Origin of the sequence: Enterovibrio norvegicus, assembly GCF_002876705.1 — a bacterium.
GTDB lineage: Bacteria > Pseudomonadota > Gammaproteobacteria > Enterobacterales > Vibrionaceae > Enterovibrio > Enterovibrio norvegicus_B.
In genome coordinates, this window is record NZ_MDAG01000013.1 from 131,308 (window position 1) to 144,772 (window position 13,465).

The window sequence follows — 13,465 nt, forward strand, 5'->3', positions numbered from 1 at the left end:
TGAGAGATAAGAGCATCTTCGCTCTTTTTCTTATCACGTCAACAATCCGTTTTTAAATATAAAAACAAAGATCTTTCACCCAATCATCTTTGTTTTTGTATTTGATTAAATATAAGGATGTTACATGTACGAATCTGTAGCAAATACGCAATCGACTTCCGCTCGTGGCGTTGATACGTTTGATAAAGTCTATGGTCTAGGCTACGAAGTAGGACACGATGATTGGTCTCCATTTCCACGTGTTAACCGTTTACGCCAAACGTTTTTAGATCGTCCCTATGAGATCGATGTAGAACGACTACGCTTAGTCACCGAGGCCTTTAAGAAGCATGAAGTCGCACCACGCATGCTGCAAAGTGCTTATGCTTTCGAAAACATTCTCCTCAATACCACGCTTTATATTTACGAAGAAGACCTGATTCTTGGTGAAATTGCAGCTCCTGCAAAAGCGTCGCCTATCTACCCAGAATTTTCTGTAGATTGGATCATCGATGAAATCACTAATTCTCCTTTTGAAGAGCGTACCAACGACCAATTCCATATTCGCAACGATGAAGAACGTGCTGAAATATTAGAGCTTTGCGCGTATTGGAAAGGCAAAACAGTGAACGAAATGATCACTGCCACGCTAGACCAAGACCAGAAAAATGGTTCACACATCGGTGAAAAGATCTTCCAAACCAATAACTACCACTTTGCCGGTATCGGCCACTTCGCCATGGATTTCGCGCGTTTGATGCGTGAAGGCTTTGACGGGGTCATAGCACAAGCAGAAGAGGCACTGGCGAAACTGTCGAAGAAAGACGCCGATAATGCAGCTAAGCGTGACTACTACAAAGCGACGTTGATTACACAAAACGCTGCGAAGAAATACATTACTCGTTACGCCGATCTTGCAAACCAAATGGCGGCAAGCGAATCAGATGAGAAAAGAAAGCAAGAACTCGCAGCAATGGCAGAAAACTGTTACCAGATTGCTGGCGGCGCGCCGCAAACATTCTGGCAAGCTGTTCAGCTGTTTAACTTTGCGACGACGTTGACGCAAATTGAAGGCAATGGTCACTCTATCTCTTACGGACGCATGGACCAGTGGCTGCACCCTATTTACCTTGCAGACGTTAAAAACAACGGCGTATCAAAAGAATTCGTTCTAGAGCTGATTGAAGTGCTCTACGTCAAAATGAACAACCCAACCAAACTGAAAGACAAAGGCACCGTACGCGTTCGTAACGGCCGCGGGTTTGGTGGTGAAAGCTTAACAATTGGTGGTGTTGATACAAAAGGAAATGACGCGACGAATGACCTCACCATGCTCATGCTTGAGGCTTCTGTTCATACCCGCATGATGAACCCGTGGGTGTGTGTTCGCATGCACGAAAACACGCCTTACGAACTGAAAGTTAAAGTCACCGAATGTATCCGTGCTGGATACGGTCACCCGAAACTGTTTAACGACGGCCCTGCGATTAAAGCCATGCTTGCCAAAGGCATGACACAAGAAGAAGCGCTTGATTACGCCGTTGTAGGTTGTGTAGAGCCAACCATTCCAGGTAAAGAGCATGGCTGGCAAGATGCGGGCTATGTTAACGCCGCCAAAATGATGGAAATGGTGCTTAACCACGGTCGTCTTGTGGCGGGTCCAAATACTGATCTTCAGTTGGGGCCTGACACTGGAAGTCTCGAAACTTACCAATCGTTTGAAGACGTGCTTGCCAGCGTCGATAAACAGTTCGAATTCTGGTGTGACCAACTCTGCAGCACGCTAAACACTACCGATAAAGTGCATGCAGCACTCAAACCAACGCCATTTATCTCAGCATTCTTCGAAGGCTGTATCGAATCTGGTCGTGATATGACTGCGGGCGGCGTGAAATACAACGGTATAGGCCCTCAAGCGGCAGGTATTGCGACCTGTGCAGACTCGTTAGCGACCATCAAAAAACTGATGTTCGAAGACAAGTCTTACACAGGTGAAGAGCTTCTCGCTGCACTTCGCGATAACTGGGAAGGCCACGACAAGCTTTATGCGTTGGTAAACAGCACCAAGATCCCTCACTACGGTAATGATATCGACGAGGCGGATGAGCTATTCAAATACATGTTTGAATGCTACTGCAAGAACATTTCCGGTCGTCCAACCCTGCGTGGTGGCTCATTCAGCCCTGGCGTATACACAGTGAATGCTAACGTGGGGATGGGACTTTTTATGAATGCCTCTCTTGACGGACGCAAAGCCCAAGAGCCAATTTCAGACAACATGGGCCCAGTGCATACAGCTGGCGGCTCCCATGACTATGCAGGCCCAACTGCCGTGGTTAACTCAGTCACTAAAGTTGACCATGCCAAAGCCACTAACGGCACGCTGTTGAACCTTCGTTTCCCTGAAGATTCCGTTGCTGGCGTTGAAGGCCGAGACATCTTAATCAGCTTCATTGATGAATACATGTCAAAGCAAGGAATGCACGTTCAGTTCAACATCATGAGTGCTGACAAAATGCGTGCGGCTCAGAAGAACCCTGAACTGTACAAAGACATGCTGGTGCGCGTTGCAGGTTACAGTGCTTACTTCGTGGAACTGGGTATCCCATTGCAAAACGACTTGATTGACCGCACCGAGCTACGTTTCTAATCACGCAAATCAACCGAAATTAACTCAGGAGGATAGGACGTCTATCCTCCTCGTCTGGAGACGCTCTCGTGGATTTCACGTTTAAAATTGACTACTTGCTTGTTGGATTAATGCAAGTAATTGGTTTCTTTATCCAAGGCACAACAGGCTTTGGCTGTACCGTTATCGCCGCCCCTATAACCAACGGTTTACTGGGTACCACTATGGGTGTGCCTTACGGTACGGCTATTACCATCCCATTTTTGTACTACTTGGCCGTTAAAGGCAGAAAAGATATCTCTTGGAAAGATCTGGGTAAGATTGTCGTACTCTGCGCTCCGGGCATTTTAATTGGTCAATATCTGTTCTACCAAATCAGCCCAGAAACCGCAAAAGTGCTCATCGGTGCCATGGTCACCGTGATTGCCTTAATGAACCTTCACAAATACGTCATTAAGCCGCTTGTCATCAAAGAAATTGACGACGTTGAAGTGGCTGACACGATTGTTAAACGCACCTTCCGTTATGGCTGTTTGATCCTTGGCGGTATTGTGCACGGCGCGTTTAACATCGGTGGTCCACTTATCACTGTTTACACACTGGAAGCAGTAAAAGACAAGAAGAAATTCCGTAATACCATGACCATGCTTTGGGTCGTACTGAACTCTTGGAACCTCTTTAACCAACACCAAAACGGCGCATTCACCAACGAACTGAACAGCGCACTCTTGGTTGGCCTTCCTCTGGCGGGTATTGGCTTCTTCTTCGGTATGCGCTTCCTTGAGAAGATAAACCGCGAACAATTCCTACGCATTGTGTACGTGGTTCTACTGATCATCGGTTCCAACATGTTGCTCAGTAACATCCCATGGACGGCTGACGGAAAAATGTTGTCAATGATCGGCACCGCCATCGTATTCACGGGTTACACATTCAACGTATTCAAAAAACGTAAAGTAAACGTTGAAAAGCTTCAGACTCGCTAATTCACCGCACCCTTTTTAAGTGGCAACTGTTGCTACAGATATATCTTACATTCCAAACAAGTACTGCTTATCGGCGTACTTGTTTGTTGAGGAACATTCAGTGAAAGACTTTAATTTTAAAATTCCACAAAATATTGAATTTGGCTTGGGCAGCTTAAACAAATTACCTGAGATCCTAACCAACAATAATTCAGACCACGTATTTTTAATTTCTGACCGCGGACTTGAAAGTCTTGGCGTGGTAAAAAAAGTTCAAGAGATTATCGAAGCAGGTGGAATCAAATGTACCTCTTACTTGGATGTTAAACCTAACCCTACTATTGCAATCGTTAATGAGGCCGTCGCACTCTACAAAGAATGTGGCGCGAGCAGCATCGTTGCATTGGGTGGCGGAAGCCCGCTCGATGTGGCTAAAACCGTCGGCATTCTTGCGAAATTTGGCGGCGACATTAAACAATATGAAGGCCTGAACAAAGTGCCTGGCCCTATCGTGCCAATGATCGCAATCCCAACAACGGCAGGAACAGGCAGCGAAGCCACTGCATCGTCTGTCATTACTGATGAAGCGATTAACTATAAGTTCTCTGTTGTCAGCTACGAGACGCTACCAAAATACGCGATTTTAGATCCACAACTTATCATGACAGCCCCAGAGTCTATTGCTGCTGCTTGTGGTGTGGACGCCTTGATTCACGCGATTGAAGCGTACGTATCAAAGAATGCGTCTCCGTTTACCGATACCATGGCAGAGAAAGCGATGCAGTTGATTGGAGCTAACTTGCGTAAGTTCGTCGCCAATCGCGAAGATGAAGACGCGGCTTGTGCCATGATGGTCGGCAGTAACTTTGCGGGGATCGCTTTTGCATGGGCTCGACTAGGTAACGTGCATGCAATGAGCCACCCAGTGAGTGCCTTCTACCACGTACCACATGGTGTCGCTAACTCCATTTTGCTGCCAACCGTGATGAAGTTTAACGCGGTGGCTGACAAAGGCCGCTATGAAGTGATTTACAACTTCATCCGTAAAGGTGATGCGCCAGTAGAAAACTTCACGCCTGAAATGTTAATCGAAGAGATTCAACAACTGAACGACGACCTCAAGATCCCAAGAACGCTCTCTGAAGTCGGAGTGAAAAGCGATCTGATCGAGGAGATGGCAAGAGATGCAATGAAAAGCGGCAATGTCCTTTGCAACCCTCGAGAGACCAAGCTTGAAGATATGATTGAGCTTTACAAGCAAGCGATCTGATCGACCTATATTGGCACTCTTCGCTCTCAAGGAGTTTTGAGTGCCAACCCTCAGAAGTTCGATATATAACTACTTTTCATGACAGCAACCAACACTGTTTGTGTGAGTGGATATATATGGAAATTTTATTGATAGGTTTGTCATGAAAAGAGAACATGGAGAGGAACAGCCATATATACCGGCTGGCCCCTTTAAACTCAGGATACCCTTCGTTCATGTAGGTTTTGAAAAAGTAGACTTTATGCAAGGCCTGCTGCTTTGTGCAGTGTGTCTAGGCATGATACCGATTCTACAAGAATATTTAGGCATGCCATTTGAAGTCGCTGTGACCATTGTTGTCTTAAATGGTTTGTTCTATTTTCTACACATTCTACTGGGTGACCCGATCATCCCCGGTTGGATAACGCCAGCAATCCCCATTGTTATTCTCTACCTTAGCCAATTTGATATTGGCGTAGAACGTGTTCATGCACTCATCGCGTTTCAGATCTCCTTAGGTTTGCTCTCTATTCTCTTAGGCGTCGCAGGCCTAGGAGAGCGTGTCGCGTCTATCATTCCTAATGCCATGAAGTCCGGAATTATTATCGGTGCGGGCATCGCGGCCGTTAACTCAGTGTTGGTTGAGGGTGGTCGTTTTGAACAGGCACCCATTTCCATCATCGTTTGTACCGGTGTTGGCTTCTATTTGTTGTTCTCTAGCCACTTCAAGAGCCAAAGAAAGGCCAACAAGCTCACCAAGATTCTGGCCGATTTAGGATCATTGCCGATTATCCTACTGGCGATTATTGTCGGCCCTTTAGTGGGCGAAATCCCATGGCCTCAAATTGAATGGGGTTTTACTACCCTCGCCTTTGGGGAATTGTTCCAGAACTGGACTATCTTCGGTCTTGGTTTGCCACCGCTCGAAATGTTTGTGATGGGTTTACCTGCCGTGATTTCTACCTACATCATTTTGTTTGGTGATGTTGTTCAAGCAAAATGTCTGTTGGAAGACGCCAGCAAAAAGCGCCCTGATGAGAAGATTGACTACAATGCCAACCGTTCCAATATGATCTTTGGCATGCGAAATGTACTCATGGGAGTTTTCGGCCCGACGATCACCTTGTGCGGCCCGCTCGCGGCAGCCATGCAAGTGGTTGTGTGTGAACGCTTCAAACTGGGTCCCAAGACCATGAACTCTATAAACAGTGGTGCTATCTCCTATCGTTACGGCACCACACTGGGCTATTTTTTACTGCCTATCGTCACGTTAGTGAAACCTGTTTTGGGCATCGCACTGGCAGCAACGCTGCTTATACAGGGGTTTGTCTCGTTCCGCGTAGGTGTGACGAAATCAAAAACAGTCAATGATTTAGGTATTGCAGGCGTAATGGCCGCTATCATTGCCACCAAAGGCGCCGCATGGGGCTTAGGTGCAGGGATCATTCTCTGTCTATTTGTTAACCTTGGTAAAAGCCACCGACATGAAAGCGAAATCGCCGCGGAGCTGGAATCGACAGAACTAAGAGATAGCGCAAAACCCAGTGTGGCCAGTGGCCGCTAACGCCTAGCCAGAAATGAGTTTTAAACATGAAAAAGGCCGCTGAATCATCAGCGGCCTTTTCTTATTTGGCGGAGCCAAGAGAAATGCGAAAGCGGGATTTACTCGGTCACTTCGTTCCCTTGCCCTTCGGGCCGTTGCCTTTTCCGACTGCGTCGAAGCAACGTTGTCTCGCTTCGCTCGGCTGAACCCTGACTAGGGTTCTGCACCCTATCCTTTCAAGGCATATTCCAGACGCGAAAAAGCCCGCTCGCTCTTTATTGTCAGAGCAGGCGGGCTTAATCTAATTTGGCGGAGAAATAGGGATTTGAACCCTAGGAGGGCTATAAACCCTCGCCGGTTTTCAAGACCGGTGCTTTAAACCACTCAGCCATCTCTCCGTTGTTGAGGCGTATATTAATGGGGAGTTCGAGGCTTGTAAACCCACTAATTATGCATTCTTGTTCGTTCGCGCATTATTACGCCACCATGCGCATATCCCGCGCCAATCTTGGATTAATTTCAAACAGTTGATTGAAATTAATTTTTTATACGCATGGTGTACTGCATAAACATTTAATCAAGATACCTCTAATATTCTGGTCAAAAGTAAACCGATAAAAACAATGCCAAAGCGCGAATGCTCGTGCAGGTTGCATAATCAGCGCGCAAAAACGCCATCAGTAATGTAAAAACAATGTGTTACAAAACCATATATTCATATTTTCTTAAGAAATTCTGAGATTTTTCGCGAAGATCATTGCATAGATCACACCTCTTACTCGTTCAATTTGCAGCCAAAATCCCAAGTCCTATACTGGGCTTTGTTAATGCAGTGTTAACGGAGCGCTTTCGATTAACAAAATTTTTGACGTTAACGAACGCTTTGACATGGTTTTACGAGATTCACACCCTTTTTTAGGCAGCTTGTCTCAAATGACTCTCGTCCATGAATAGCAACCAGTAATAACCCACAAAGGATTAATAGGTATGGTTAATAAAAAGTCGACATTGGGGCTTGCAGTGCTGTCAGCACTTTTGCTCGCGGGCTGTGACAGCGGCGGAAACGCGGATAGCCAAAAGCAAATTGACGGTCTAAACCAGCAAGTCGCCTCTTTAGAGAAGCAACTCTCTGAAGCAAAAGCTGGCTCTGCTCAGGCACCTGCTCCGTCTGCTCAAGGCGCAAACACGCTAGATCGCGTGAAAAACGCTGGCGTTATCAGCTGTGGCGTAAGTACCGGTCTTCCAGGCTTCTCTAACCCGAACTCTAACGGTGAGTGGGAAGGCATTGACGTTGAGTTCTGTCAGGCAATGGCTGCTGCTGTTCTGGGTGACAAATCGAAAGTTAAATTTGTACCGCTAACGGCGAAAGAACGTTTCACTGCTCTTCAGTCTGGTGAAATCGATGTGCTTTCACGTAACACAACGTGGACGCTACAACGTGACGGCACGCTGGGTCTGAACTTCGTGGGTGTTAACTACTACGATGGTCAAGGCTTCATGGTGAAGAAAGACCTAGGCGTAGAAAGCGCATTGGATCTTGATGGCGCATCAGTATGTGTTCAATCAGGTACCACTACCGAGCTAAACCTGTCTGACTACTTCCGTTCAAACGGTATGTCGTTCAAGCCAGTGGTTTACGATACGTATGATGCCACGGTGAAAGGTTTTGAATCTGGCCGTTGTGACACACTGACGACTGACCAATCTGGTCTGTATGCATCTCGCATCAAGCTTGCCGATCCGACAAGTGCGGTTGTACTTCCAGAAATCATTTCTAAAGAGCCATTGGGCCCTGTTGTTCGCCAAGGCGATGACAACTGGTTCAACATCGCTAAATGGACGTTAAACACCATGATCAATGGTGAAGAATTCAACATCACATCAGCAAATGTTGATGAGATGAAGAACTCTAAAGATCCGAACATCCGCCGTATTCTTGGTTTGGATGGTCCTAAAGGTAAAGGTCTTGGCTTGAATGATGACTGGGGTTACCAAGTGATCAAACAAGTCGGTAACTACGACGAGAGCTTCCAACGCACTGTGGGCACAGGTTCACCACTGAATATTCAACGTGGTGTAAACGCACTATGGAGCAATGGCGGTATCTTGTACGCGCCACCTATCCGTTAAGTAGTTCATTACTACCTCTGACATACGCTGGGGCACCTTGTTGTGCCCCTTTGTTTAACTATCAACGGATAGGGGTGCAGTTGTATGGCATCTAAAGAAAATGCGCTGAATTCAGAGGCGAGCGCTCGCCCAGAGAAGAAGCAAAATATTTTCTACAACCCGACTTTCCGCTCTGTCGTCTTTCAATTTGTCGCCATTGTCGCACTGGTATTCTTTGTTTTTACCATCGTAGACAACGCACTGACGAATCTCGATGCACGAGGGATCGCTACCGGGTTTGGGTTCTTGAGCCAAGAGGCCGGTTTCGGCATTGGTTTAACACTGATCGAATATGATGAAACATATTCCTACGGAAGAACCTTCTTTGTTGGGCTTCTTAATACGGCACTGGTTTCTGTGCTGGGTATCCTTCTTGCTACCGTTTTAGGGTTCTTGATTGGTATCGCACGATTGTCGAACAACTGGTTACTCAGTCGTTTTGCCGCGGTGTACATCGAAACATTTAGGAACATCCCTCTTCTACTTCAAATCTTTTTCTGGTACTTCGCGGTACTCCAAGCATTACCCTCACCAAAAGAAAGTTTGAGCATCGGTGAATCACTTTTCCTAAACGTCCGTGGCTTGTATTTCACTCGCCCTGTGTTTGAGGAAGGTTCAACCATCATCTTTGTTGCACTTATTGCGGCACTTGTGTTCAGTTTTGTGTTCTCTCGCTGGGCGAAACGCAAACAAGAAACAACGGGCGCACAAACACCCGTATTAAGCATTTCGCTCGCGGCCATTGTTGGCTTGCCACTCATCGCTTTCTTTGTTTCAGGCATGCCTGTTTCACTGGAATACCCTGTGTTGAAAGGCTTCAACTTCCGAGGTGGTTTCTCCATCATCCCTGAGCTGGCAGCATTGATGCTGGCACTTGCGATTTATACCGCTTCTTTCATCGCTGAGATCGTACGTTCAGGTATCAATGCGGTGAGTCACGGTCAAACCGAAGCGGCAATGGCCTTGGGTTTGCCACGCAATAGAACGTTGCGTTTGGTGGTTATTCCACAGGCAATGCGCATCATCATTCCGCCACTCACCAGCCAATACTTGAACTTGACGAAAAACTCGTCGTTGGCAATGGCCATTGGTTATCCAGACCTTGTTTCCGTGTTTGCGGGTACAACACTGAACCAAACCGGTCAGGCAATCGAAATCATTGCAATGACGATGGGTGTTTATCTCACCTTAAGCTTGCTGACATCGATGCTGATGAATATTTATAACGCCAAAGTGGCTCTGGTAGAGAGGTAACCCATGACAAAACAACATGAGTTTCAGCCAGACCTGCCACCACCACCGAACACGGTGGGTGTGATTGGTTGGATGAAAAAGAATCTATTTTCGTCACCACTCAATTCGGTCATGACCCTTGTACTTGCGTTCATCGCATTGAATGGTGTGTGGGCTGTGATTGATTGGGCATTCATCAATGCAGACTGGGTCGGCGCAACGCGTGACGCATGTTCTCGTGAAGGTGCTTGTTGGGTGTTTATTAACGTCCGATTCGATCAGTTTATGTTCGGCTTTTATCCGTCAGAAGAACTCTGGCGTCCGAAATTGTTCTACGCAATTCTCGCTGTGTTTGTCGCTTTACTCGTGTATGAGAAAACGCCAAAACGTCCGTGGATTTTGCTGCTGTTCGTTATCGCGTTCCCGCTCATGGCAATCTACCTACTGCTTGGTGGTGTTGCTGGTTTGCCGAAAGTGGAAACTCACCTTTGGGGCGGCCTGCTGATCACCATGATCATTGCGATTGTGGGTATTGTGATCTCTTTGCCAATCGGGGTTGTGCTTGCATTGGGACGTCGTTCAGACATGCCTATTATTCGCAGCCTGAGCACGGTTTATATTGAAGTATGGCGTGGTGTTCCACTTATCACTGTTCTCTTCATGGCATCGGTCATGCTGCCACTGTTCATGTCGGGCGAATCTGAAACCAACAAATTGGTGCGTGCACTGATTGGTGTGGTGATGTTTGCCTCCGCGTACATGGCAGAAGTGATTCGTGGTGGCTTACAGGCGATTCCAAAAGGCCAATATGAAGCTGCTGATGCGCTGGGTTTAACGTACTGGAAGAAAATGGGCTTTATCATCTTGCCGCAGGCATTGAAGATTACCATTCCTTCGATCGTTAACACCTTCATTGGTCTGTTTAAAGATACAAGCCTTGTACTCATCATCGGTATGTTTGATGTACTTGGTATTGGGCAAGCCGCCAATACGGATCCGAAATGGCTTGGCTTCGCGACAGAAAGCTATGTGTTTGTCGCTCTGGTGTTCTGGGTTTTCTGCTTCGGGATGTCCCGATACAGCATCTATCTAGAAAATAAACTTCACACTGGCCACAAGCGATAAAGAACAAGGATTGTATTATGACGCAACAAGACACCCCAGTGATTAAACTGACAGACATGAACAAGTGGTACGGTCAGTTCCATGTGTTGAAAAACATCAATCTGACGGTCGCAAAAGGCGAGAAAATCGTTATCTGTGGCCCTTCAGGTTCAGGCAAGTCAACCATGATCCGCTGTATCAACCGCTTGGAAGAACACCAGCAAGGTTCGATCATGGTTGGCGGTACAGAATTGACCGATGACCTTAAAAACATTGAGCTTGTGAGAAAAGAAGTCGGCATGTGTTTCCAGCACTTCAACCTCTTCCCTCACCTCACCGTGCTTGAAAATTGCACGCTTGCGCCGATTTGGGTAAAGAAAATGCCGAAAGAAGAAGCAGAAGCGATTGCTATGAAATACCTTGAGCGCGTAAAAATCCCAGAGCAAGCCGACAAGTACCCAGGTCAGCTTTCTGGTGGTCAGCAGCAACGTGTTGCTATCGCACGTTCACTTTGTATGAACCCGAATGTGATGTTGTTTGATGAACCAACGTCTGCACTCGACCCAGAAATGGTGCGTGAAGTGTTAGATGTTATGGTGGAGCTTGCAGAAGAAGGCATGACCATGTTGTGTGTAACGCACGAGATGGGCTTTGCCAAGGAAGTCGCGGATCGCGTCATCTTTATGGATGCAGGTGAGATTATTGAAGAAAATGAACCAGAACAGTTCTTTAATAATCCACAATCTGACCGTACTCAATTGTTCTTGAGTCAGATTCTGAGCCATTAAAGCGCTCATGCGCGTGTTGCGCGACATCGCCAACACGCCATTAACATCCGTTTACAAACTCAAACAGGCTTAGCCAAGGGGATATATTAGTATTCTCAACGGCTAAGCTGTTTTATTATCACTAATGCGACACTTGCGACTTGAAAAATTGAGCCAAAGACGCAATAACTGTCGTAATAGAAAATATTCGTACCCCATTGGGAGAAAGCTATGAACGATCGTTTTGTTGCTAATGAATACTCGCAAGAGAGTCAGTTAGTAACCAACAAAGTACTACGTAACACCTACTTCCTATTGTCACTTACCCTTGTGTGGTCAGCGGTTGTCGCTGGTGTGTCAATGGCAGCGAACATGCCTTACCCTGGCATCATTATCACGCTGGTTGGTTTTTACGGCTTGCTTTTCTTGACCGAGAAAAACAAAAACAACTCAATGGGTCTTGTGTTCACCTTCTTGTTCACAGGTTTCTTGGGTTATACCCTCGGTCCAATTCTTAACATGTACATTGGCGCGGGCCTCGGTTGGGCAATTGCTCCAGCGCTAGGCGGCACCGCACTGACCTTCATGGCATGTTCAGCGTACGCTCTAACAACGAAGCGTGATCTGTCATTCCTGAACGGTATGCTTTTGGCAGGTTTCGTGGTTATCGTAGTGGGAATGATTGCCAATATCTTCCTTCAAATGCCAATGATTTCAGTGGCCATTAGCGGCGCATTCGTTCTGTTCTCAACAGGCGTGATTCTGCTAACCACACAATCAATCATCCGTGGCGGCGAGACTAATTACATCTCAGCAACCATCAGCCTGTACGTATCCATCTACAACTTGTTCCTAAGCTTGTTGCAGCTGCTGGGTATCTTCGGCGGCGGTGATGATTAATCTCGCTTCTACGTGAGAGCAAGATTTGAAAAGCGCCTACGGGCGCTTTTTTATTTCTCTGCGATCTGCCTTTGTGCTGCTCTCCGTCTTGATGACAGGGCAACAAGCCGATATGCTTTGCGCGATCGAAGAACGAGGTAATCCATGTTGGAAGTAAACGGTAAGCACATTGATACCGACGCCCAAGGCTATTTGAAGAACTTTTCTGATTGGTGTGAAGCGTTAGTGCCTTTGCTCGCTGAGCAAGAAAAAATCACGGTGACAGAAGCACATTGGGAAGTGATTTACTTTGTGCAGGAATTCTACAAAGAGTTCAATACCTCACCTGCAGTTCGCATGCTGGTGAAGGCCATGGAAAAGAAATACGGACCAGAAAAAGGCAATAGCCGATACCTGTTCAAACTCTTTCCCAAAGGGCCAGCAAAACAAGCCACCAAACTCGCTGGCTTACCAAAACCTGCAAAATGTCTTTAAAAAAATAGGTGGTTTAACCACCTATTTTTCGTTTTATCCAGCCTAATGAGCGTTAACACAACACTCTCGCAACACGCACTGCTCTCGTTAAACGTTCTTTTCAAAGCGTACCTGCTCGGATTTGCACTGACGGTTTGTACTAGCGGTTTGTACTAGCGGATTGAAAAACCGTCGATGGCTTGCCACTCCACCTGTTCATACGTTACGTCTACCACTCGCGACGTTGGAGGCCCTTGTTCTAGCCATTCAAGCAAGGCATGCACGTCCTCTTCTTTTCCGCACATCAGCACAGTCACTTTGCCATCGACTTCATTGCGGGCGTAACCCGTTAGCGAGCGCTTCAATCCTTCGTGCGCAGTGTGAAAACGAAACCCGACACCTTGAACGTGTCCCGAGATTGACGCTCTGACGCATAATTGTGACATTAATCAACAACCCTCTATTGGTGTGCTG

General features: G+C 46.7%; 11 protein-coding genes, 1 tRNA gene and 1 other RNA gene. 10 read left to right on the top strand and 3 right to left on the bottom strand.

Translation table 11 applies throughout. From position 1 onward, the window contains the following. The first annotated feature begins 124 nt into the window (after window positions 1–124). The 4 genes from hpfG (at window position 125) to BCT27_RS08170 (ending at window position 6,386) form a co-directional block, all read left to right on the top strand. Window positions 125–2,629 (top strand): (2S)-3-sulfopropanediol dehydratase, encoded by a 2,505-nt coding sequence (gene hpfG / locus BCT27_RS08155; protein WP_102390235.1) that lies wholly within the window; start codon window positions 125–127, stop codon window positions 2,627–2,629. Between the two features lie 68 nt (window positions 2,630–2,697). Next, window positions 2,698–3,594 carry a sulfite exporter TauE/SafE family protein gene (locus BCT27_RS08160; RefSeq protein ID WP_198597530.1) on the top strand — a complete coding sequence of 299 codons (897 nt, stop codon included), beginning with the start codon at window positions 2,698–2,700 and terminating at the stop codon, window positions 3,592–3,594. A 100-nt stretch (window positions 3,595–3,694) separates the two neighbouring features. Next, the gene (locus BCT27_RS08165; RefSeq protein ID WP_102395526.1) at window positions 3,695–4,843 is read left to right on the top strand and encodes an iron-containing alcohol dehydrogenase; all 1,149 of its coding nucleotides are present in this window, start codon (window positions 3,695–3,697) and stop codon (window positions 4,841–4,843) included. A 241-nt stretch (window positions 4,844–5,084) separates the two neighbouring features. Continuing rightward, window positions 5,085–6,386: a hypothetical protein gene (locus BCT27_RS08170; RefSeq protein WP_198597531.1), complete on the top strand. Its 1,302-nt coding sequence runs from the start codon at window positions 5,085–5,087 to the stop codon at window positions 6,384–6,386. Between the two features lie 80 nt (window positions 6,387–6,466). Here BCT27_RS08170 and BCT27_RS08175 read toward each other — a convergent pair. Beyond that, window positions 6,467–6,613, bottom strand: a non-coding RNA gene (locus BCT27_RS08175) — RtT sRNA. 59 nt (window positions 6,614–6,672) lie between these two features. Next, window positions 6,673–6,763, bottom strand: a tRNA-Ser gene (locus tag BCT27_RS08180). A gap of 589 nt (window positions 6,764–7,352) precedes the next feature. Here BCT27_RS08180 and BCT27_RS08185 point away from each other — a divergent pair. The 6 genes from BCT27_RS08185 (at window position 7,353) to BCT27_RS08210 (ending at window position 13,012) form a co-directional block, all read left to right on the top strand. Then, window positions 7,353–8,495: an amino acid ABC transporter substrate-binding protein gene (locus BCT27_RS08185; protein ID WP_017011478.1), complete on the top strand. Its 1,143-nt coding sequence runs from the start codon at window positions 7,353–7,355 to the stop codon at window positions 8,493–8,495. Between the two features lie 84 nt (window positions 8,496–8,579). Further along, window positions 8,580–9,788: an amino acid ABC transporter permease gene (locus BCT27_RS08190; protein ID WP_102390230.1), complete on the top strand. Its 1,209-nt coding sequence runs from the start codon at window positions 8,580–8,582 to the stop codon at window positions 9,786–9,788. 3 nt (window positions 9,789–9,791) lie between these two features. Next, window positions 9,792–10,892, top strand: coding sequence for an amino acid ABC transporter permease (locus tag BCT27_RS08195; protein WP_017017127.1), 1,101 nt, complete (start codon window positions 9,792–9,794; stop codon window positions 10,890–10,892). A gap of 17 nt (window positions 10,893–10,909) precedes the next feature. Further along, window positions 10,910–11,659, top strand: coding sequence for an amino acid ABC transporter ATP-binding protein (locus BCT27_RS08200; RefSeq protein ID WP_017011475.1), 750 nt, complete (start codon window positions 10,910–10,912; stop codon window positions 11,657–11,659). A gap of 210 nt (window positions 11,660–11,869) precedes the next feature. Beyond that, the gene (locus tag BCT27_RS08205) at window positions 11,870–12,538 is read left to right on the top strand and encodes a Bax inhibitor-1/YccA family protein (RefSeq protein ID WP_017011474.1); all 669 of its coding nucleotides are present in this window, start codon (window positions 11,870–11,872) and stop codon (window positions 12,536–12,538) included. A gap of 144 nt (window positions 12,539–12,682) precedes the next feature. Beyond that, window positions 12,683–13,012 carry a TusE/DsrC/DsvC family sulfur relay protein gene (locus BCT27_RS08210; protein ID WP_074928001.1) on the top strand — a complete coding sequence of 110 codons (330 nt, stop codon included), beginning with the start codon at window positions 12,683–12,685 and terminating at the stop codon, window positions 13,010–13,012. Window positions 13,013–13,164: 152 nt separating this feature from the next. Here BCT27_RS08210 and yccX read toward each other — a convergent pair whose 3' ends face one another. Then, complete coding sequence (gene yccX, locus BCT27_RS08215) at window positions 13,165–13,437, bottom strand: acylphosphatase (RefSeq protein WP_102318612.1); 273 nt, start codon at window positions 13,435–13,437, stop codon at window positions 13,165–13,167. Window positions 13,438–13,465: the final 28 nt, after the last annotated feature.

Coding starts and splice junctions, on each gene's coding strand:
- BCT27_RS08190 (WP_102390230.1), top strand. CDS start 8,580: ATGGCATCTAAAGAAAATGCGCTGAATTCAGAGGCGAGCGCTCGCCCA.
- yccX (WP_102318612.1), bottom strand. CDS start 13,437: ATGTCACAATTATGCGTCAGAGCGTCAATCTCGGGACACGTTCAAGGT.
- BCT27_RS08210 (WP_074928001.1), top strand. CDS start 12,683: ATGTTGGAAGTAAACGGTAAGCACATTGATACCGACGCCCAAGGCTAT.
- BCT27_RS08170 (WP_198597531.1), top strand. CDS start 5,085: ATGCAAGGCCTGCTGCTTTGTGCAGTGTGTCTAGGCATGATACCGATT.
- hpfG (WP_102390235.1), top strand. CDS start 125: ATGTACGAATCTGTAGCAAATACGCAATCGACTTCCGCTCGTGGCGTT.
- BCT27_RS08205 (WP_017011474.1), top strand. CDS start 11,870: ATGAACGATCGTTTTGTTGCTAATGAATACTCGCAAGAGAGTCAGTTA.
- BCT27_RS08185 (WP_017011478.1), top strand. CDS start 7,353: ATGGTTAATAAAAAGTCGACATTGGGGCTTGCAGTGCTGTCAGCACTT.
- BCT27_RS08195 (WP_017017127.1), top strand. CDS start 9,792: ATGACAAAACAACATGAGTTTCAGCCAGACCTGCCACCACCACCGAAC.
- BCT27_RS08200 (WP_017011475.1), top strand. CDS start 10,910: ATGACGCAACAAGACACCCCAGTGATTAAACTGACAGACATGAACAAG.